The sequence below is a fragment of the Nocardia sp. NPDC050793 genome, assembly GCF_040654065.1.
Lineage (GTDB): Bacteria > Actinomycetota > Actinomycetes > Mycobacteriales > Mycobacteriaceae > Nocardia.
In genome coordinates, this window is the sequence record NZ_JBFAHG010000010.1 from 34,234 (window position 1) to 58,576 (window position 24,343).

Annotated in this window: 1 protein-coding gene (cut by a window edge); it reads right to left on the reverse strand. The window is 69.9% G+C overall.

What is annotated here, in order from left to right:
• Positions 1-24,107: the 5' portion of a non-ribosomal peptide synthase/polyketide synthase gene (locus tag AB0H50_RS28435; protein ID WP_357458434.1), read on the reverse strand. It extends 13,084 nt beyond the left edge of the window; 24,107 of the gene's 37,191 nt are visible here — the first part of the coding sequence; the start codon lies at positions 24,105-24,107; its stop codon lies off the left edge, out of view.
• Positions 24,108-24,343: the final 236 nt, after the last annotated feature.

Sequence of the window (24,343 nt, forward strand, 5' to 3'; positions counted from 1 at the left end):
GCGGCCGCCGCGCTGTGCTCTGCCGCCGTGCCGCCCATGTTGAACCGGTTGAGGAACCACATGCGCTGCTGCGCCAGCGAGAGCGGTACCCGCTCGGGCCGCCGCTGCGGGACGAGCGCCGACCTGGCGCCCGCGCCTGCCTTCGACTCGGTGCGCGCGGCGAGGGCCGCCACGGTCGAGGCCTCGAACAGCTCGCGGACGCCGAGATCGGTCTCCAGCGCCGCGGACAGCCGCGCCGCCACCTGGGTGGCGGTGAGCGAGTTGCCGCCGAGCGCGAAGAAGTCGTCGTCCAGGCCGACCCGGTCGAGGCCGAGCACGTCGGCGAAGGTGCGCGCGACGATCTCCTCCACCGGCGTGGTCGGCGCGCGGAACACCGCGGCCTCGAAAACCGGCGCGGGCAGCGCCTTGCGATCCAGCTTGCCGGAGGCGTTGAGCGGGAACTCGTCGAGCACCACGATCACCGCGGGCACCATGTAGGCGGGCAGCTGCCTGCCGAGGTCCTCGCGCACCACGTCGCCGTCGACACGCGCGTTCGACGCGGCGACCACGTAGGCCACCAGCTGATCGCCGGTGCGCTGATCACCGCGCACCACGACCACCGACTGCGCGATCTCGTCCAGCGCGGTGAGCGCCGACTCGATCTCGCCCAGTTCGATGCGCAGACCGCGCAGCTTCACCTGGAAGTCGGTGCGACCCAGGTATTCCAGCTCACCGTCGGCCGTCCATGCCACCAGGTCACCGGTGCGGTACATGCGCTGTCCGTCGGCGAACGGGTTGGCCACGAAACGATCGGCGGTCAGATCCGGCCGCGCCACGTAGCCGCGCGCCAGCTGGACGCCTGCCAGGTACAGCTCGCCCGCGACGCCCACCGGCGCCGGGCGCAGCCGCGAATCCAGCACGTACACCTGGGTGTTGAACACCGGGGCGCCGATCGGCACGGTGTCGGTGTCGGCCGCGGTCACCCGGTGATAGGTGACGTCGACCGCGGCCTCGGTCGGGCCGTACAGGTTGTGCAGTTCGGCGCCGGTCAGCTCGCGCAGGCGGTGCGCGGGCTTGGGCGGCAACGCCTCACCGGAGGCGAAGACCATGCGCAGCGCGTCGCAGCGGGCCGCGGCGGCATCCGCGACGAACACCGCGAGCATGGACGGCACGAAGTGGGTGACCGTGATCCGTTCGGTCGCGATGACCTCGGCCAGGTACGCCGGATCGCGGTGGCCATCCGGCTTGGCGACCACCAGGCGCGCGCCGATCTGCAAGGGCCAGAAGAACTCCCACACCGACACGTCGAACGTGGCAGGCGTCTTCTGCAGCACCGCGTCGGACTCGGTGAGCCCGTATTCGGATTGCATCCACACCAGGCGGTTGACGATCGCCGCGTGCGAGACCGCGACGCCCTTCGGGCGACCGGTCGAGCCCGACGTGAAGATCACGTACGCGGTGTTCGACGGACGCAGCGGGGCACGGCGTTCGGCGTCGGTCACCGGCGCCTCGGATACACCGGACAGGTCGAGCAGATCGATGCGCACCTGCGCGGTGTCGATCTCCAGGTCGCTGCCCGAGGTCAGCACGCACACCGGATCGGCCGTGGCGAGAATGTATTCCGTGCGCTCGGCCGGGTGATCCGGGTCGAGCGGCACGTACGCGCCGCCCGCGACGGTGACGGCGTACATGCCGACGACCAGGTCGATCGAGCGCCGCATGCCGAGCGCCACCGCGGACTCCGGGCCGACGCCGCGTTCGATGAGCCAGCGCGCCAGGCGATAGACCCGTCCCGCGAACTCGTCGTAAGTGAGACTTGTCCCCTCGAACGTCAGCGCGGTCGCCGCGGGCGTCTCGGCCAGCTGCGCCTCGAACTTCGACACCAGCGTCGCCGCCGCGTCGAGTTCGTGCGCGGTCTCGTTCCAGCCGGACACCACGAGCTCGCGCTCGGCGGTGTCGAGCAGCTCGATGTCGCCGACGGCAACGCCGGGATCGGCGGTGACGGCGGCGAGCACCCGGACCAGGCGGTCGGCGATGCGGCGCACGGTCTGCTCGTCGAACAGGTCGCGCAGATAGCCGGCGCGGATGCGCAGGCGCGAATCCAGCTGGGCGATCAGCGTCAGCGGGTAGTGCGTGGCGTCGGCGGCCTCCAGGTCGGCCACCGCCATGCCGTCGATGTCGGCGGCCTGGGCGCGGATGCCGTCGGCGTCCACCGGGTACGACTCGAACACCACGAGGGTGTCGAACAGTGCGCCGACGCCCGCGGCGGACTGGATGTCGGCCAGCCCGATGTAGTGGTGGTCGAGCAGGTCGGCCTGCTCGCCCTGGGTGCGGGTCAGCAGGTCGCGCGCGGACTCCGCGGGATCGAAGCGCACCCGCACCGGGACGGTGTTGATGAACAGACCCACCATGGATTCCACGCCGGACAGCTGAGCCGGGCGACCCGAGACGGTGGTGCCGAACAGCACGTCCTCGGTGCCGGTCATGCGGCCGACCAGGATGCCCCAAGCCACCTGAAGCACCGTGTTCGGGGTGACACCAAGCGAACTCGCCAGCGCGGTGAGCCGCGCGGTCGCCGCCTCGTCGACGTCGAACAGGTACTCGCCGGACAGCGCGGTGATCTCGCGACCGGCGTCGGGGCGGGCGAGCAGCGTCGGCTCGCTCACCCCGCGCAGCGCGGCCGACCACGCGGCCAGCGAGGCCGAATGGTCCTGGCGCGCGGTCCATTCCAGGAAGTGCCGGTAGGAGCGCACCGCGGGCAGCGCGCTGGCGTCGGCGTGCACCGCGTAGAGCACGAGCAGGTCGCGCATGAGCAGCGGCATCGACCAGCCGTCGAGCAGGATGTGGTGGTTGGACACCACGAACTGCCAGCGGTGGTCCTCCACCTGGATCAGCGTGAAGCGGATCAGCGGCGGCGCGTCGAGGTCGAACCGGCGCATGCGGTCGGCCTCGATCAGGTCGGCGGCCGATCCGGTCGCGGTCCGGTCGTGCTCGGCCCACGCGACCCGCACGCTGTCGAGCACCACCTGCACGGGGTTGCCGTCGTTGTCGCTGACGAACGCGGTGCGCAGGTTCTCGTAGCGGTCCACCAGCGCCTGCGCGGCGGCCCGCAGCCGGGCCGCGTCGACCCGACCGGTGAGGGTCAGCACCGCCTGCGCGGTGTAGACGTCCACCGAGCTCGCGGCGAGGCGGGCGTGGAAGAGCAGACCCGCCTGCAGCGCGGACAGCGGCCATACGTCGGACAGCGCCGGGAAACGTCGCTCCCAGACCTCGATGTCGCGCTGGCTCGCGCGCACCAGGGCGAAGTCGGACGGCGTGTGCCCGCCCGTACCGGTCGAATTCGCGTGCCGGGCAACCGCTTCCAGCGCGGCGATCCACAGCTCGGCGAACTCGCGCACCTCGGCGGCGTCGAGCAAGGTGGCCGGGAAGCCGATGTTCGCGGTGAGTTTGTCGCCCACCACGATCGCGTTGACGTCCAGCGGGGCCATGGCGGGCATGTCGGCGTCGTAGGCGCCGCCGAGCGCGCCGAGTTCCGGCGCCGGGGTCCAGCCGAAGCCGCGCAGCGCCTCCGGCACGTCGCTGTCGGAGACGCGGCCCAGGTAGTTGAAGCTCACCTGGCCGGGCAGCTGCGCGGGCAGCTCGGCGGCGGTGCGCGGGTTCAGGTAGCGCAGCAGGCCGTAGCCGATGCCCTTGTCCGGCACCGAAAGCAGCTGCTCCTTGACCGCCTTCACGGCCTTGGACAGCTCCGCGCCGCCCGCGAGCGCGGCGTCCACGTCGACGCCGGTCAGGTCGAGCCGCACCGGGAAGATGGCAGTGAACCAGCCGACCGTGCGCGACAGGTCGGCGCCGGGCACGACGTCTTCCTCGCGGCCGTGGCCTTCCAGGCGGATCAGCAGCGCGTCGTCGGTGCGCGCGCCCGCCCGGCCCGACCGCCACTTCGCGGTCGCCAGGGCGAGCGCGGTGAGCAGGCCGTCGTTCACGCCGCCGTGGAACAGCGCGGGCACCGTGGTGAGCAGCGCCTTGGTGACCTCGGCGGAGACCTCGACCTGAACCTTCTCGATCGCGCCGGAGACGTCCACCGCGGGGTCCATCGGACGCGCGGTCAGCAGCGGATCGGGGGTGTCGGTCACGGCACGCCAGTAGCCGAGTTCGGCTACCCGCGAAGGGCTTTCGGCTTCGCGCTGCAACGCGTGCGCCCAGGCTCGCATCGAGGTCGCGGGAGCAACCAGCTCGGGCCGCTGGCCCGCGGTCAGCTGGCCCCATGCCGCGACGAAGTCGGGCACCAGGATGCGCCAGGAGACGCCGTCCACCACCAGGTGGTGGGCGACCACGATCAGACGGCCCATCCGGCCGCCGTCGGCGGGGTCGAGCCACACGAACCGCACCACAACACCGGCCGCGGGGTCCAGCCGGTCCAGCGCGGAATCCAGTGCGGCCGAGGCGATGTCGAGCAGTTCGGCGTCGGTGGCCGCGGTCGGGAACTCGACCCGTTCGATCAGCGCGTCCACGTCGACGTCGCCGGGCTCCGCGGTGCGCACCGCCCAGTCGCCGCCGTCGCGGTGCAGCTGCGAGCGCAGCATGTCGTGCCGGTCGATCACCGCGCCGACGGTCGTCGCGATGCCGGCGCGGTCGATGCCGAGCGGCAGCTCCAGCGCGAGGGTCTGGTTGAACCGGCCGAAGGAACCGGGGCGCTCGGCCATGAACCGCACCACCGGGGTGAGCGGCATGGAACCGACACCGCCGCCGGGCAATTCGGCCAGCGCCGCGACGGCGGGAGCCGCCGCGTCGGCGGTCTCGGCAACCGAAGCCAAGCCCGCGACCGTCTTTTGCTCGAACACGTGCCGCGGCGTGAACACCACGCCGCGCGCCTTGGCGCGCGAGACCAGCTGGATCGAGACGATGCTGTCGCCGCCGAGCGCGAAGAACGAGTCGTCGACGCCGACCCGCTGCACGCCGAGCACCTCGGCGAACACCTCGGCGATGATCTGCTCGACCGGGGTGCGCGCGGAGCGGAACACGACCTCTGTCGCGAACACCGGCTCCGGCAGCGCCTTGCGGTCCAGCTTGCCGACCGGGGTCAGCGGCACCCGGTCGATCACCATGATCGACGAAGGCACCATGTAGGCGGGCAGCCGGTCCTCGACGTGCGCGGTGAGTGCCGCGACGTCGACGGAATGTCCTTGCGCGGCAACCACGTACGACACCAGAGACACCGCGCCAGCGGTGTTCTTGTGGCCGACGGTGACTGCGAAGTCGACGGTCTCGTGCGCCGCGAGCGCGGCGTCGATCTCGCCGAGCTCGATGCGGAAACCGCGGACCTTCACCTGGAAGTCGGAGCGGCCCACGTACTCGACCTCGCCCGCCCGGGTCCAGCGGACCACGTCACCGGTGCGGTACATGCGCTCGCCGTCGACGTACGGGTTGGCCACGAACCGCTCGGCCGTCAGGCCCGCGCGGGCGTGGTAGCCACGCGCCAGCTGAATGCCCGACAGATACAGCTCACCCGCGACACCCACCGGAACGGGCCTGAGCTGGGCGTCCAGGATCAGCGACCGCATGCCGCGGATCGGTCCGCCGATGGTCACCGTCTCGCCGACCACCAGCGGATCGCTGATGTTGGTCATGATGGTGGTCTCGGTCGGGCCGTAGCCGTTGTGGAACGCGCGCAGCGCGCCGCTCTCGTCCAGCGGCACCGCCCACTTCGCGACCAGCTCCGGCGGGCACGCCTCGCCGCCCGCGACCAGCACGCGCAGCGTGTCCAGGCCGCTCGGGTCGAAGGTGGCCAGCGCGGCCGGGGTGATGAACGCGTGTGTGACCCGCTCGCCGCGGATCAGCTCGGACAGCTCCTCGCCGCCGTACACGCCCGGCGGCACCACGACCAGCGCGCCGCCCGCGCCCACCGCGAGCAACAGCTCGAGGATCGAGGCGTCGAAGCTCGGCGAGGCGAAATGCAGTGCGCGGGAACCGGAGTCCAGGCCGTAGCGCTCGATCTGCTCGGCGCTGAAGTTGGCGAGACCCGCGTGCGTCACCACGACACCCTTGGGCACACCGGTGGAGCCGGAGGTGTAGATGACGTAGGCCGGATGCTCCGGACGCACCGCGCGGATCCGGTCGGCGTCGGTGATCGGACCGCCGTCGAAGCCGTCCAGCTCGAGCTCGTCGAGCACCAGCCAGCGCGCCGACTCCGGCAGACCGTCCCGCACCGCGGCGACCGTGAGGCCGACGGGCGAACCGGAATCGGTGACCATGTGCGCGATGCGCTCGGCCGGGTAGTTCGGGTCGACCGGCACGAACGCGGCGCCGGTCTTGGACACCGCCCACGCGGCGAACACCGAATCCGCGGAACGCGGCACACCGACCGCGACCAGGTCCTCAGCGCCGACGCCCTCGGCGATCAGCAAGCGGGCCAGGCGGTTCGAGCGTTCGTCCAGCTCGGCATAGGACAGAGTTGTCCCCTGGAACACCACCGCCGGTGCCTGCGGGTCGCGTGCCGCCGCCTCGGCGAGCAGCTCGGGCAGCGTGCGCGGGGGCACCGCGGGAGCGCCGGTGCGCGCGACGAGATCGGCCAGCTCGGCCGCGTCGAGCACGTCGACGGCGCCGACCGTGACGGCCGGATCGGCCGCGACGGCGATGAGCACGCGGACCAAGCGGTCCACGATCTCCCGCGCGGTCGACTCGTCGAACAGCTCGGTGGCGTAGGTCAGCGCCAGGGTCATGCCCGCGACGCCGTTGCCCGCTACCGCGTCGTTCTCCGACAGCGTGAACTGGAGATCGAAGCGCGCCACGTTCTCTTCGAGATCGAGCGCGGACACCGAGAGACCGGGCAGCTCGAGCGCGGTCCTTTCCAGGTTCTGGAAGGCCAGCATCACCTGGAACAGCGGGTTGCGCGCCTGCGACCGCTCCGGCGCGAGCAGCTCGACCAGGCGCTCGAACGGCACATCGGCGTTGCCGTACGCGTCGAGGTCGGTCCTGCGGACGCGATCGAGCAGGTCGGTGAAGGATTCGCCGTTGTCGATGCCGGTGCGCAGCACCAGGGTGTTGACGAACATGCCGACGAGGTCGTCGAGCGCCTGCTCGCCGCGGCCCGCGATCGGCGTGCCGACCGCGATGTCGTCGCCGCCGGACAGTCGCGCCAGCAGCACGGCCAGCGCGCTGTGCATGACCATGAACAGCGAAGCGCCGCTGCCGCGGGCGATCTCGTCGAGCGCGGCGATCAGCTCGCCGGGCAGCTGGTGGTGCAGCGTCGCGCCGCGGTGCGAGGCGATCGCGGGACGCGGGCGGTCGGCGGGCAGCGCCAGTTCGTCCGGCACGCCGTCCAATGCGCGCTGCCAGTAGGCCACCTGACGCGCGAGCAGCGAGTCGGCGTCGTCTTCGGAACCGAGGACCTCGCGCTGCCAGACCGCGAAATCGGCGTACTGCACCGCGAGCGGCGACCAGCCGGGCGCGCTGTCCTGGGTGCGCGCCGTGTAGGCCAGCATGACATCGCGGGTCAGCGGCCCCATGGAGAAGCCGTCGGCGGCGATGTGGTGTACCACCACGACGAGCACGTGCTCGTCCGGTCCCGCGGCGTACAGCCGGGTGCGCAGCGGAACCTGTTCGGCCACATCGAATCCCGCGGTGACGAACTCGGTCACCGCAGCGATCAGCTCGGCGGACGGCACCGCGACCGGGTGCAGATCGAGCGCGATCTCCTCGGCGGGGACGATCACCTGCACCGGCGTGCCGCCGTGCTCTGGGTAGCGGGTGCGCAGCGATTCGTGCCTGCGCACCACGTCGGCCACTGCCAGTCGCAGCGCCTCGATGTCGAGCGCGCCGGACATCCGGATCGCGATCGGCAGGTTGTAGGCGGCCGAGGAGGTGTCGTACTTGTTCAGGAACCACATGCGCTGCTGCGCGTAGGACAGCGGCACCAGTTCGTCGGCGGCGCGCTTGCGCGCGACCAGCGGGGCCCTGCCGTCGCCGCCCGTGTGCGATTCCACTCGTGCGGCAAGGGCTTCCACGGTGGACGCCTCGAACAGCGTGCGCACCGGCACCGAGGTACCGAGCGCGGCGCCGATCCTGGACACCACCCTGGTGGCGATGAGCGAGTTGCCGCCGAGGTCGAAGAAGTCGTCGTCGACGCCGACCCTTGGCAGGTCGAGCACCTCGGCGAACACGGCGGCCACCGTCTCCTGCACCGGCGTCACCGGGGCGCGGAACGCCCTGGCCTGGGCGGCGGGCGCGGGCAGCGCGCGACGGTCCAGCTTGCCGTTGACGGTCAGCGGAATCCATTCCAGGCGCACCAGCGCGGAGGGCACCATGTAGGACGGCAGCCGCTCGGCGGCACCGGAACGCACCACGTCCAGGTCGGGAACCACGTCGGGTTCGGCGACGACGTAGGCCACGATCCGCTGGCCGCCGGGCTGATCCTCGCGCACGATGACCGCGGCCTGGGCGATGCCAGGCTGGGCGAGCACCGCGGCCTCGATCTCACCGAGCTCGATGCGGAAACCACGCACCTTGACCTGATCGTCGGCGCGGCCCAGGTACTCCAGCTCACCGAAGCGGTTCCAGCGCGCCAGGTCACCCGAGCGGTACAGGCGCGAACCCGAATCATCCCGGGTCGCCAGCGGGTCGGCCACGAAACGGGCGGCGGTCAAGTCGGGACGACCGAGGTAGCCGCGCGCCAATTGCGGTCCGGCGACATACATTTCGCCCGCGACACCGACCGGCACGGGACGCAGCCGGTTGTCGAGCACATACACCTTCAGGCCCGCGATCGCACGACCGACGATGCTGCCGGAAGCAGCCTCGATGGTCGCCGCGTCCAACGCACGGAAGGACACGTGCACCGTGGTCTCGGTGATGCCGTACATGTTCACCAACACCGGAGACCCAGCCGCGGAGCTTGCGGAGCGGCCATCCAACGGAGCACCGTGGCGGGCAACCCAATCCGACAGACGGCGCAGCTCGAGAGCTTCACCGCCGAACACCACGTACCGCAGCGACAGCGGCGCGGCATCGGCGGCGGCATTGCGGTCGGCTTCGGCCAATTGGTAGAACGCCGACGGGGTCTGGTTCAGCACCGTCACGCGCTCGTCGCGCAACAGTTCCAAGAACTGCTCGGGCGAACGCGAAGTGAAGTAGTCCACAACCACCACGGTCCCGCCGAACAGCAGCGGACCCCACAACTCCCACACCGAGAAGTCGAACGCATACGAGTGGAACAACGTCCACACATCATCCGGACCGAAACCGAAATCACGATCGGTATTCGCAAACAGCCGCACCACATTCCGATGCGCGACCGCCACACCCTTCGGACGACCCGTCGAACCCGACGTGTAGATCACGTAGGCGACATGGTCGGGGGTCAGCGCGGCCCGGCGATCGGCGTCGGTAACAGGCGCGTCGTCGGCGTCGACAACGTTGCCGGTCTCCACCGCGAACCCGTCGAGCACCACCGAGGGCAGACCCGCCGGGATCTCGACCTCCACCGTGGAGTCCAGGACCACGCTGGTCGGACGCGAATCCGACAGCACGTAAGCGATCCGGTCGGCCGGATAGGTCGGATCCACCGGCACATAACCCGCACCGGTCTTCACCACCGCCAGCAGCGCCACCACCAGATCCAGCGACCGCGGCAGAATCACCGCGACCAGCGACTCCGGCCCAGCACCATCGGCGATCAGCCTGCGCGCCAACACATTCGCGCGCCGATCCAGCTCCGCATAACTCAGCGAGTCGGCACCGAAACGCGCCGCGATCCGATGCGGATGCGCGGTGACCATCTGATCGAACAACTCGACCAACGTCACCCCGGGCTCGGCGAACCGGCCCACACCGGCATCCGCGCCCGCCGACACCCACCGCTGCGAAACATCCAGCAGCTCGGCCTCACCCAGCAGATCGATGTCACCGACGACCACCGACGGGTCCTCGGCCACACCGCGCAGGATTCGCACCAGACGATCGGCGAACGAGGCGACCGTCTCCGGGTCGAACAACTCACTCGCGTAGTTCCACGACATCGCCAGCCCACCATCGCGGGCCGCGCCGACGGTCAGCTGCACATCGAATTTCGCGGTGCCCGCGTCGAACTCGATGACATCCAGATCCAAGCCGGGCAGCGCGACGGTGCCCATGTCGGCGGCCGAGGCCGCCTCGAAAGTCAGACCCACCTGGAACAGCGGATGATGCGCCTGCGAACGCGCCGGGCTCAGCACATCCACCAACCGCTCGAACGGCACGTCGGCGTTGGCGAACGCCGCCAGATCCGTGCGCCGCACCTGCTCGAGCAGATCGCTGAACTTCCCGCCCAGATCGATCTCGTTGCGCAACACCAACGTGTTGACGAACATGCCGACCAGATCATCCAGCGCACGCTCGCCACGACCCGCGATCGGCGTACCGATCGCGATATCGGTGCTGTTGGACAACCGCGCCGCCCACGACGCCAACGCCGCGTGCACGACCATGAACAACGTCACCCCGTGCGCGCGCGCCACCTCCTCGAGCGCGCGATGCAGCTCCGCGTCCACCGAGAACGCGTGCAGCCCACCGACGTTCGACGCGACCTCCGGACGCGGCCGATCCGCGGGCAACTCGATCTGATCCGGCAGATCCCGCAGCTGCTCGGTCCAGTAGGCGATCTGCTTGGCCGCCACCGACTCCGCGTCGTCCTCGGAGCCCAGAACCTCGCGCTGCCACAGCGCGTAATCGGCGTACTGCACGTCGAGCGGCGCCCAACCGGGCGCTTCCCCGCCCGCGCGCTCGGTGTAGGCCACCACCACGTCGCGCAACAGCGGACGCAGCGAGAAACCGTCGGCGCTGATGTGGTGCATCACGAGCACTACGACATGGCTGCGCTCGTCGACCGTGAGCAGGTCGGCCCGGAACGGGACCTCGCTCGTCACGTCGAAGTGCACGCTCGCGAGTTCGACGATGCGCGAAGGCAGTTCGGTGCTCGGCACCCACTCCGTCGCCAGGTCGAAGCGCACCTCGTCGGCGGGCACGACGCGCTGGTAGCCCTCGCCCTCCACCTCCGGGTAGACGGTGCGCAGCGCCTCGTGGCGCGCGATCACGTCGCGGATCGCGGCCTGCAGCGCGACGGCGTCGAGCCTGCCGGTCAACCGGATGGCGACCGGGATGTTGTTCACCGCGGTGCGGTTGTCGAAGCGGTTGAGGAACCACATCCGCTGCTGCGCCAGCGAGAGCGGCACCAGCTCGGGCCGCGGCTGCGCGACCAGCGGCGCCTTGGCGCCCGAGCCCGTGGCCGACTCCACCTTGGCGGCCAGCGCGGCGACCGTGGACGCCTCGAACAGGGTGCGCAGCGGGATCTGGGTGTCCAGCGCCTCGCCGAGCCTGGCCGCCACCTGGGTGGCGACCAGCGAGTTGCCGCCGAGTGCGAAGAAGTCGTCGTCCAGGCCGACCCGCTCGATACCGAGCACGTCGGCGAACGCGCTGGCCACGATCTGCTGCACCGGGGTGACCGGCGCCTGGAAGACCTTGGCCTCGAACGTCGGCTCCGGCAGCGCCTTGCGGTCCAGCTTGCCCGAGGTGTTCAGCGGGAACGCGTCGAGCACCACGAAGGCCGCGGGCACCATGTAGGCGGGCAGCTGGGTGGCGAGCGCGGACTTGACTCGCTCGATATCGATGGCCGTGCCAGGCTGCGCGATGAGGTAGGCCACCAGCTGATCGCCGGTGCGCTCGTCGGTGCGCACCACGACCACCGACTGCGAGACCTCGTCCAGCGCGGCCAACGCGCCCTCGATCTCACCGAGCTCGATGCGCAGACCGCGCAGCTTCACCTGGAAGTCGGTGCGGCCCAGGTACTCCAGCTCACCGGCGGGCGTCCAGGCCACCAGGTCGCCGGTGCGGTACATGCGCACGCCGTGGCCGAACGGGTCGGCGACGAAGCGCTCGGTGGTCAGATCGGGACGGGTGACGTAACCGTACGCCAGCTGCGCGCCCGCCAGGTACAGCTCGCCTGGCACGCCGACCGGCACCGGCCGCAGGCGCGAATCCAGCACGTACACCTGGGTGTTGAACACCGGAGCGCCGATCGGCACGGTGACGGTGTCGGCGTCGGTGACCTCGTGGAAGGTCACCTCGACGCCTGCCTCGGTGGGGCCGTACAAGTTGTGCAGTCGTGCGCCGGTCAGCTCGCGCAGACGCTGCGCGGTGACCGCGGGCAGGCCCTCGCCGGAAGCGAAGACGTTGCGCAGACCGGTGCATTCGGCCGCGCGCGGCTCCACGACGAACAGCGACATCATCGACGGCACGAAGTGCGCCGTGGTGATCTGCTCCTCGATGATCAGCTGGGCGAGGTAGGCCGGGTCGCGATGGCCGTCCGGCTTGGCGATCACCAGGCGGGCGCCGACCTGCAAGGGCCAGAAGAACTCCCACACCGACACGTCGAAGGTGGCCGGGGTCTTCTGCAGGACCACGTCGTCGGCGGCGAGGCCGTATTGCGCGTGACCCCACACCAGGCGGTTGATAATCGCGGCGTGCGAGACCGCGACACCCTTCGGGCGACCGGTGGAACCCGACGTGAAGATCACGTAGGCGGTGTTGCCGGTGCGCAACGGCCGGTGCCGGTCCGCGTCGGTGAGCGGCTCATCGGAGTAGGCCGACAGATCCAGCTCATCGATGCGCACCTGGCGCGCCAGCGCGACGCCGAGATCCGCGCCGGAGGTCAGCACGCAGACGGGGCCCGCGGTCTCGAGGATGTGCTCGATGCGCTCGACCGGGTTGTCCGGGTCGAGCGGCACGTACGCGCCACCGGCGGCGGAGACCGCGTACATGCCGACCAGCAGGTCCAGCGAGCGACGCATGCCAAGGGCGACATACGATTCCGGGCCGACGCCGTTCTGCTTGAGCCAGCGCGCGAGGCGGTGCACCCGGCTCGCGAACTCGGCGTAGGACAGACTCGTCCCCTCGAAGGTGAGCGCGATCGCGTCCGGGGTGCGCGCGACCTGCGCCTCGAACAGCGCGACCAGGGTGGCCGCGTCGTCGCCAACGGGCGAGGCGAGCGCCGCGTCCACCGCGAATTCGGTGTCGTTCCACTGCTTCAGCACCAGCGTGCGCTCGGCGGCGTCGAGCAGCTCGATGTCACCGATCGCGGTCGACGGCGCGGCGGCGATCCCGCGCAGCACGCGCAGGAACCGGGCGCCGAAAGCGCCCGCGAAGGCGGCGTCGAAAAGGTCGGTGGCGTAGACGAGTTCGGCGTCCATCTCGGACGCGCCGCCCGGCACCTCGCTCAGCGTGAGCTGCATGTCGAACTTGGCCGTCGGCTGATCGATGCCCAGTTCGGACACCGTGAGGCCGGGCAGCTCCAGCGACGTGCGGCCCATGTTCTGGAACGAGAGCATCACCTGGAACAGCGGGTGCCGCGCCTGCGAGCGGGCCGGGTTGAGCACCTCGACCAACCGCTCGAACGGCACGTCCGCGTGCGCGAACGCCTGCAGGTCGCGTTCCCGGACCTGGGTGAGCAGATCGGTGAACAAAGCGGCGGTGTCGATCTGGGTGCGCAGCACCAGGGTGTTGACGAACATGCCGACGAGGTCGTCGAGCGCCTGCTCGCCGCGGCCTGCCACCGGGATGCCGATGGCGATGTCGTCGGCGCCGGACAGGCGCGAGAGCAGCGTCGCGAAGGCGCTGTGCACCACCATGAACAGCGTGGTGCCGTTCGCGTGCGCGACCCGGTTCAGCTCGTCGATCAGCTCGCCCGGTACACGGAAGCGGTGCGTGCCCGCCTGGTAGGAGGCCACGGTCGGGCGCGGCTTGCCGGGCAGGCGCAGCTCGTCGGGCAGATCGGCCAGCGCCTCGCGCCAATAGTCGAGCTGCTCGGAAATGAGCGAGGTGGGATCGTCCTCGTCGCCGAGGGTTTCGCGCTGCCAGAGCGCGAAATCGACGTACTGGACGGCCAGCGGCGGCCAGCCGGGCTCGGAGTTCGAGGTGCGCGCCACGTAGGCGGTCATCAGGTCGCGCACCAGCGGCCGCATGGAGAAGCCGTCGGCGGCGATGTGGTGCACCACGACCGCGAGCACGTAGTCGCGCTCGCCTGCTTCGTAGATGCGCAGCCGCACCGGCGGTTCGGCGGTGACGTCGAAGCCGCGGTTCACGAATTCGTAGAGCGCGCCGTACATCTCGGTCTCGTCGACTTCGACGAGGTCCAGTTCCGGGATGGCGTGGATGGACGGCAGCACCCGCTGGTACGGGACGCCCTCGTGCGACGGATACACGGTGCGCAGCGACTCGTGCCGTGCGATGACGTCGCCGAGCGCACCGCGCAGCGCGCTCAGATCCAGCAGGCCCCGCAGCCGGACGGCGGCCGGGATGTTGTAGGTGCCCGCCGCCGCGCCCGGCTCGGTGCCGAGGTCGAAACGGTTGAGGAACCACATGCGCTGCTGGGCGAGCGACAGCGGCGGATACTCCGGGCGGGTGCGGGCGCTGAGCGCCTGGCGCACACCGGTGCCCGCGTGCGATTCGACCCGGGCGGCCAGCGCGCCGACGGTGGGCGCCTCGAAGAGCGTGCGCACGCCGACCTCGGCGTCCAGCGCCTTGCTCAGCCGCGCCGCGACCTGGGTGGCGACGAGCGAGTTGCCGCCGAGCTCGAAGAAGTCGTCGTCGACGCCGACACGGGCGACGCCGAGCAGATCGGCGAAGATGTCCGCGACGATCTCCTCGATCGGCGTGGACGGCGCGCGGAAGCTCTTGGCCTCGAAGACCGGCGCGGGCAGCGCCTTGCGGTCCAGCTTGCCGGACGCGTTGACCGGGAAGGCGTCCAGCACGACCAGCGCGGCGGGCACCATGTACCCGGGCAGCGACGCGGAAAGGCGCGCTTTCACCATCGCCGGATCGATGACGGAATCCGCTTCGGCGACAACGTAACCCACCAGCTGATCACCGGCGTGCTGATCCGAGCGCACCACGACCACCGACTGCGCGACACCGGACTGCGCCAGCAGCGCCGCCTCGATCTCACCCAGCTCGATACGCAGACCACGCAACTTCACCTGGAAGTCGGTGCGGCCCAAGTACTCCAGCTCACCCTGCTCGGTCCAGGTGACCAAGTCACCCGTGCGATACATCCGCGAACCAGCCGAACCGTAGGGGTTGGCGACGAAACGATCCGAGGTCAGATCGCTGCGACCCAGATACCCCAGCGCCAGCTGATCGCCGGCGAGATGCAGCTCACCCGCGACACCCGGCGCGACCGGATGCAGGCGCGAATCCAGCACGAACACCTTCGTGTTCCACACCGGACGGCCGATCGGCACCGACACCTCGTCGGCGTCGATCACCTCGTGGTAGGTGACGTCGACAGCGGCCTCGGTCGGGCCGTAAAGGTTGTGCACACGCGCACCGGTCAGCTCACGCAACCGCTGCGCCGTCGGCGCCGGCAACGCCTCACCCGAGGCGAACACCTGGCGCAGGCGCGAGTCGGGCAGTGCCGCGGTGTTCCCGTTCTGCTCGCCCGGTGTCGAGTTACCCAGCGTCGAGACGAACACCGACAGCATCGACGGCACGAAATGCGCCGTGGTGATGCCTTGTTCGGCGATGATCTGCGCGAGGTACACGGGATCGCGATGGCCGTCCGGCTTCGCGATGACCAGCCGCGCGCCGGTCTGCAACGGCCAGAAGAACTCCCACACCGACACGTCGAACGTGGCGGGGGTCTTCTGCAACACGGCGTCGTCGGCGCCGATCGGGTACTCGTGCTGCATCCACAGCAGGCGGTTCACGATCGCGGCATGGCTGACCGCCACGCCCTTCGGCCGGCCGGTCGAGCCGGAGGTGAAGATGACGTAGGCGGTGTTCCCCGGCCGCAGCGGGCGCACCCGTTCGGCGTCGGTGATCGGCGCGCCGGAGGTCTGCGCGGAGGCGGGCAGATCCTCGACGTACCGGGAGGCGACCGCGTCGTCGGTGACGAACCCGTCGCGGCGGGTGGTCAGCAGCAGGCTGGGCCGCGCGGTGTCGAGAATGTGGCCGATGCGGTCGGCGGGCTGATCGGGGTCGAGCGGCACGTAGGCGGCGCCCGTCTCGAGCACCGCGTACATCGCGACGACCAGCTCGGTCGAACGCCGCATGGCAAGCGCCACCAGCGATTCCGGGCCGACGCCGGAGGCGATCAGCTCCCTGGCGATGCGGTTGGCGCGCTCATGGAGCTCGCGGTAGGTGAGCTGTTCGTCCTCGTAGACCAGCGCCATCGCGTCCGGGCTCGCCGCCGCCTGCGCGTCGAACAGCGAGACCAGCGTCTCCGCGGGCACCGCGTTGGCGGTGTCGTTCCAGTCGACCAGGACCTGCGCCTGCTCCTCGGGGGCGAGCAGATCGATATCGCCGATCGGCACGTCCGGGTCGGCGATGACGGCCGCGAGGATCCGGTCGAGGCGGCGCGCGAAACCGGCCACCGTCGACTCGTCGAAAAGGTCCAGGGCGTAGGAGAACTCGGCCGACATGCCCGCGGCCTCGCCCTGCTCGTCCTGGGTCTCCTGCAGGGTCAGCTGCAGGTCGAACTTGGCCAGGCGGGCGTCGTAGTCGACGCCGTGCACCGAGAGGCCGGGCAGCTGCAGGGTGGCCTGCTTGGTGTTCTGGAAGGCCAGCATCACCTGGAACAGCGGGTGCCGCGCCTGCGACCGGGCCGGGTTGATCACCTCGACGAGCCGCTCGAACGGCACGTCGGAGTGGGCGAATGCCTGCAGGTCGGTGTCCCTGGCGTGGTCGAGCAGCTCGGCGAAGGTACCCGCGCCGTCCACCTCGGTACGCAGCACAAGGGTGTTGACGAACATGCCGATCAGGTCGTCCAGCGCGGCCTCACCGCGGCCCGCGACCGGCGTGCCGATGGCGATGTCGGAGGTGCCGCTTGCCCGCGCCAGCAGCACGGCGAGGGCGCTGTGCATGACCATGAACAGCGAGGCGTTGTAGCGGCGACCCAATTCGACCAGGGCGCGCTGGGTTTCGCCGGAGATCACGAACGCGTAGGTGCCACCCTGGTAGGAGGCGACCGCGGGACGCGGGTGATCGGACGGCAGCACCAGCTCGTCCGGCAGGTCGGCGAGCTCGCGCGTCCAGTAGCTGATCTGGCTGGAGATCAGCGAGCGCGGGTCGTCCTCCGAGCCGAGGATCTCGCGCTGCCAGAGCGCGTAATCGGCGTACTGGACCGGCAATTCGGCCCAGGTCGGCGCTTCCCACGTGGTGCGCGCCGCGTACGCGACGATGACGTCGCGCGAGAGCGGACCCATCGACCAGCCGTCGGCGGAGATGTGGTGCACCACCATGCCGAGCACGTACTCGGACTCGCTGATCTCGAAAAGCCGTGCGTGCAGCGGCACTTCGCTGGTCACGTCGAAGGCCATGGTGGCCAGGTCGATCAGGTGCTCGAGCAGGGTCTCCTCGGTCACCCGGTACGGCGTCAGGTCGGGCACGATCTGGGCCGCGTCGAGGACGACCTGCATGGGGCCGCCTTCGGTCTCCGGGAAGACCGTGCGCAGCGACTCGTGCCGATCGATGACGTCGATGACCGCGACCTGCAGTGCGGCGACGTCGAGTTCGCCGGAGAGCCGGATGGCGACCGGAATGTTGTTGACCGCCGAGGAGGTGTCGAAGCGGTTGAGGAACCACATGCGCTGCTGAGCCAGCGACAGCGGCACCTCGTCGGGCCGCTCGCGCGCGACCAGCGCCTTGCGCGCGCCGTCGCCCGCCTGCGATTCCACGCGGGCGGCGAGTGCGGCGACGGTGGGCGCCTCGAAGAGCATGCGCACCGGGACGCGGGTGTCAAGGGCGATGCCGACGCGGGAGGCGACCTGGGTGGCGATGAGGGAGTTGCCGCCGAGGTCGAAGAAGTCGTCGTCCACGCCGACCCTTGGCAGGTCGAGCACGTCGGCGAAGACCTGGGCGACGATCTCCTCGATCGGTGTCGTTGGCGCGCGGAATTCGCGCACCTCGAAAACCGGCGCGGGCAGGGCGCGGCGGTCCAGCTTGCCGTTGACGGTCAGCGGGATCGCGTCCAGGGCCATGAAGGCCGAGGGCAGCATGTAGGCGGGCAGCCGGTCGGAGGCGGTGCGGCGGACCTCGTCGAGGTCGAGCTCGGCGCCGGGTTCGGCGACGACGTAGGCCACGATGCGCTGACCGCCGGGCTGGTCCTCGCGCACGATGACCGCGGCCTGGGCGATGCCGGGCTGTTCGAGGACGGCGGCTTCGATCTCGCCGAGCTCGATGCGGAAACCACGCACCTTGACCTGGTCGTCGGCGCGGCCGAGGTATTCGAGTTCGCCGAAGCGGTTCCAGCGCGCGAGGTCACCCGAGCGGTACAGGCGCGAGCCCGCGGTGGCGGCGTCGGCGAGGGGGTTGGCCACGAAGCGGGCCGTGGTGAGGTCGGGGCGGCCGAGATAGCCGCGCGCCAATTGCGGTCCGGCGACATACATTTCGCCGACGACGCCGACCGGGACCGGCTGCAGCCGGTTGTCCAGGACGTAGACGCCGAGCCCGGAGATGGCGCGGCCGACGATGCTGCCGGAAGCAGCCTCGATGGTCGCCGCGTCCAGCGCACGGAAGGACACGTGCACCGTGGTCTCGGTGATGCCGTACATGTTCACCAACACCGGAGACCCAGCCGCGGAGCTTGCGGAGCGGCCATCCAACGGAGCGCCATGGCGGGCAACCCAATCCGACAGACGACGCAGCTCGAGAGCTTCACCGCCGAACACTACGTAGCGCAGCGACAGCGGCGGGCCGACTGGTCCCGCAGCGCGGTCGGCCTCGGCGAGCTGATAGAACGCCGACGGAGTCTGATTGAGGACGGTCACCCGCTCCTCGCGCAGCAGCTCGAGGAACTGCTCGGGCGACCGCGAGGTGAAGTAGTCAACAACCACCACGGTCCCGCCGAACAGCAGCGGACCCCACAACTCCCACACCGAGAAGTCGAACGCATACGAGTGGAACAACGTCCACACATCATCCGGACCGAAACCGAAATCACGATCGGTATTCGCAAACAGCCGCACCACATTCCGATGCGCGACCGCCACACCCTTCGGACGACCCGTCGAACCCGACGTGTAGATCACGTAGGCGACGTTGCCGGGGTTCAGCGGCGCGGAGCGGTCCGCGTCGGTGATCGGGGTGTCGGCGAAATCGGTGGCGTCGGAGGCGAATTCGTCCAACACCACGGTGGGCAGTTCGTCCGGAACGGCCACGTCGACGGAGGAGTCGATGACGACGCTGGTCGGACGCGAATCCGACAGCACGTAAGCGATCCGGTCGGCCGGATAGGTCGGGTCCACCGGCACGTAGCCCGCGCCGGTCTTCACCACCGCGAGCAGCGCGACGACCAGTTCGATCGAGCGCGGCAGGATCACCGCGACCAGCGACTCCGGACCCGCGCCATCGGCGATCAGCCTGCGCGCCAACACATTCGCGCGCCGATCGAGCTCGGCGTAGGTCAGCGACTCCGCGCCGAAGCGCGCCGCGACTCGATCGGGGTAGGCGGCGACCGCCTGATCGAACAGCGCGACCAAGGAGGCGTCGGGATCGGCGAAACGGCCCGTGCCGCCGTCGGCGCCGGAGAACACCCAGTCTCGCGAGACGGCGAGCCGCTCGTCGGCGGCGAGCACATCGATCTCGCCGACCACGACCGCGGGATCGGCGACGACGCTGCGCAGGACACGCACGAAGCGTTCGGCGAACGAGGTCACCGTCTCCGCGTCGAACATGTCGGTGGCGAACTGCACCGCCGCGGTCATGCCGCCGGGCTCGCCGTTGCTGCCGCGTTCCTCGGTGATGGTCCACTGCAGGTCGAATTTGGCGATGTCGACCTCGAGCTCGGTGGCGGTCACCGAGAGACCGGGTAGCTCGAGCGCGCCGTGCGCCATCTCCTGGAAGGAGAGCATCACCTGGAACAGCGGATGCCTGGCCTGCGAGCGAGTCGGATTGAGCACCTCGACGAGTCGCTCGAACGGCACGTCGGCGTAGGCGAACGCCGCAAGGTCGGTTTCCCTTGTGCGCGTGAGGAAGTCGGTGAACTGCTGCCCGCTGTCCACGTCGGAGCGCAGCACGAGGGTGTTGACGAACATGCCGATCAGGTCGTCGAGCGCCTGCTCGCCACGGCCCGCGATCGGGGTGCCGATCGCGATGTCGCTGGTGCCGGAAAGGCGTCCGAGCAGCACCGCGAGCGAGGCGTGCACGACCATGAAGAGGCTGACGCCCTGCGTGCGCGCCAAACCCGCTAGGGCGGTGTGCAATTCGGCGTCGATGTCGAAACGCACCGTGCTGCCGCGGAAGCTCTGCACCGGCGGACGCGGCCGATCGGTGGGCAGGTCCAGCTGGTCGGGCAGGCCGCCGAGCTGGCGTCGCCAGTAGGCGATCTCGCGGGCGGCCATCGAGCCGGGATCGGCCTCGGAGCCGAGCAGTTCGCGCTGCCAGATGCTGTAGTCCTGGTACTGCACCGGCAGCGGCGCCCACGCGGGAGCCTCACCGGCGGCGCGCGCCAGATACGCGCTGGCCACATCACGCGAGAGCGGACCGAAGGAGAAGCCGTCGGCCGCGATGTGATGCACCACGAAAGCGACCGCGTGATCGGGCGTTCCGTTGGTCGACCCGCCCGTCACCTGATAGATCCGCACCCGGATCGGCAACTCACGCGCCACATCGAAGCCCGAGCTGGCGAACTCGGTGAGCACACCGGCCAGCTCGGACTCATCGATCGCCTGCACCGAGATCGCCAAATTGATCTCGTCATCCGGAACGACCTGCTGATACCCGCCGTCACCGGACTCCGGGAACACCGTGCGCAGCGATTCCTGGCGCGCCATCACATCGTTGAGCGCGGCCTTCAACGCCGCAACGTCGACATGCCCGCGCAACCGCACCACGAACGGCAAGTTGTAGGTCGGCGCCGCCGGATCGAACTGGTTGATGAACCACATCCGCTGCTGCGCCAGCGACAACGGCACCCGCGCGGGCAGCTGCTGGGCCACCAACGGCGGACGCGAAACCTCACCCGGGCCCGCGGCCTCCGCGCGCGCGGCGATACCGGCCACCGTCGGAGTCTCGAACAACGCCCGCACACCGATCTGCGTGCCGAACGCCGCACCGATCCGCGACACCACCTGCGTCGCGACCAGCGAATTACCACCCAGATCGAAGAAGTTGTCGTCGATGCCGATCTGCTGGCGGCTCAAAACATCGGCGAAGATCCCCGCCACGATCTGCTCGGCCTGCGTCCGCGGCGCCCGATACCCCGCATCCGCGGCGAACACCGGCTCCGGCAACGCCTTACGATCCAGCTTGCCGGACGTGTTGAGCGGGAACGCGTCCAACACCATCACCGACGCGGGCACCATATAGCTCGGCAACTGCTCGGCCGCGAAACGCGTCAGCTCCACCGGATCGATCGACAGACCCGGCCCCGGCACCACATACGCCACCAGCTGCTGACCGGTCGCGGTATCGACCACCAACACCGCCGACTGACTCACCGCGGGATGAGCAAGCGTCACCGTCTCGATCTCACCGAGCTCGATACGCTGACCGCGGAACTTCACCTGGAAGTCGGTACGACCGATGTACTCCAACGTCCCCGCGGGACTCCACCGCACCAGGTCGCCGGTGCGGTACATGCGCTCACCGTTCGTGCCGAACGGGTTGGCCACGAACCGATCCGAGGTCAGGTCGGGGCGGCCGCGGTAACCGCGGGCCAGCTGGCGTCCGCCCAGGTAGAGCTCGCCGGGAGCGCCGATCGCGGCCGGACGCAGCCGCGAATCCAGCACGTAGACCTCGACGTTCCACTCCGGGATGCCGATCGGCACGGTCACCGTGTCGGCGGCGGTGGCCTCCCAGTAGGTCACCGAGACCGCGGCCTCGGTGGGGCCGTACAGGTTGTGCAGGCCCGCGGAAGTGATCGCGCGGAAGCCCGCGGCCGTCTCCGGCGGCAACGCCTCACCGATCACGAACACCGCGCGCAGCGTCGCGCACTGCTCGGCGGTGGCGTGCGCGACGAACACCGTCAGCATCGAAGGCACGAAGTCGGTGACCGTCACGCCGTGCCGCTCGATCATCTGCGCCACGTACAGCGGATCGCGATGCCCGTCGGGCGCGGCGACGACCAGCTTCGCGCCGACCATCAACGGCAGGAAGTAACCCCACAGCGACACGTCGAACGTGGTCGCGGTCTTCTGCAAGTACACATCGGCCGCGGTCAACCGGTACTCGTCCAGCATCCACAGCTGCTGGTTGACGATCGCGTGATGAGTGACCGCCACACCCTTGGGCCGACCCGTCGAACCCGAGGTGTAGATGACATAGGCGGTGTTGGCCGGACGCAACGGCGCCAGCCGATCGGCATCGGTCACCGGCGCGTCGGAGAACTCCGACACATCGAGGGTGTCGATCTCCACCCGCCGCACCGACTCCGGCAACTCCAGCTCGTCGTGCGACACCGTCAGCACGCACACCGGATCGGCCGAGTCCAGAATGTAGGCCGTGCGATCGGCCGGATGATCCGGATCGATCGGCACGTACGCGCCACCGGCCTTGAGCACCGCGTGCATGCCGATGACCAGCTCCAGCGAACGCCGCATACCCAGCGCCACCAGCGACTCCGGGCCCACGCCGTCGGCGATCAGGAAACGCGCCAACCGGTTGACCCGCGCGCCGAACTCGGCGTAGGTCAGCGTTTCGCCCTCGAAATCGAGGGCGATGTTGTCGGGAGTCAGCGGGATCTGCGCGTCCAGCAACGCCGCCAACGTGGTGTCGGGAACGTCCTGTTCGGCGTCGTTCCACTCGATGAGCGTGGTCTCACGCTCCGCGGCCGTGGTCACCGGCAGGTCCCAGACCCGCGCCTCGGCATCGGCGGCCAGGAACCGCTGGAAGAACTCCAGGAACCGGCCGTGATGGGCGCGCGCCTCGTCGGCGGTGTAGAGGTTCGGGTTGGTCTCGAAGTCGATGTGCGAACGGGTGCCCGCCACCGACTGATAGAAATTGACGCCGAGGTCCTCGATGCTGCCGGTGGACAGCACGTTCAGCTGGCCGACCATCGGGCCGAGTTTCATCTCGCTGTGGAACAGCATGATGTTCACCCACGGGCCGAAGAACTCCGTGGTCACCATGCCGTCGCCCGCCGCGTCGCGGCGGATGTCCTCGTGCCGGTAGCGCTGGTGGCGCAGCGCGCCCGACACCTCGACCTGCACCGACTTCAGCAAATCGGCGACGGTCGTGTCGTGCCCGACCCGCAACCGCAGCGGCACGATGTTGGAGACCACACCGCCGGAGCGGCGCATGGTCGCCGTGGTGCGCGCGGTCACCGGGAGGCTGAGGATCACGTCCTCGGCGCCGGTCAGCTGCGCGAGGTAGGTCGCGAAACCGGCGATGAGCAGGCCGGCGGGCGAGTTGTCGTGCCGGGCGACGGCCTCGGCGAGCAGCGCGTCCTGCTCGGTCGACAGCGCGGCGCTGGAGACCCCGTTGACCGGGGCGGGCGGCGCGGAGCGACCGGCCAGGCTGGAACCTTCTTCCAGACCGGCGACCCGCTCGGCCCAGTGTTCCTTGTCCGACTGGAAGCGGGCGCTGGCGCGGTAGTCGAGCTCCGACTCGAGCAGCGACTTCAGATCGGCGGCCTTCGCCGGGCTCGGCTCGACGCCGTTCACCGCGGCCGTGTAGTGCTCGGCGATCCTGGTGACGAAGGTCATCGCGCCGAAGCCGTCCAGCACGATGTGGTGCGCCCGCGAGTACCAGAACCAGCGGGAATCCTCGAGCCGCAGGGCGGCGGCACGGATCAGGCGATCGCCGACGATGTTCAGCGGGCGGCTGTACTCGGCGTGCATCCACTCGAGTGCGGCGGCTTCCGGATCGGCGGCCTCGCGCAGATCGACGTACTCCAGCGTGGAGTCCTGCGTGGTGTCGACGGTCTGGAACGGCTGACCGTCGCGCTCGACGACCTTCAGGTAGCCGGAGCCGAGCTCCAGCGCGGCCGCGCGGCTGGCACGCTCCAGCGCGGCGACGTCGAGGTCACCGCGCAGGTCGACGTACTGCGCGATATTGATCGGCACCTGCGGATCGACGTGCTGGGCGTACCAGATGCCCAGCTGTGCGGGCGACAGCGGGAAGAATTCGCCACCAGCTTCGCCGTTCCCGCCGAAATCCAGCCGGTCCAACCGTAACCTCGCTTCCGGAACACCACGCAAGCGCTCCCCGACGACACCCGGACAGGACGCTCACCTTTCACAGCGTGGCGCCTGCGTCCCCGGGTTCAGTTCTCATATCAATCAAGCAAAAATGTTCACTGGCACTATCTGTCCAGATGGCCGATCTTGTTACATGGGCCCGACCGCGCCCACTACCCACCGACCGGCAGAGCCGGGATGTTTCTCGCTGACCACCGGAACAATCT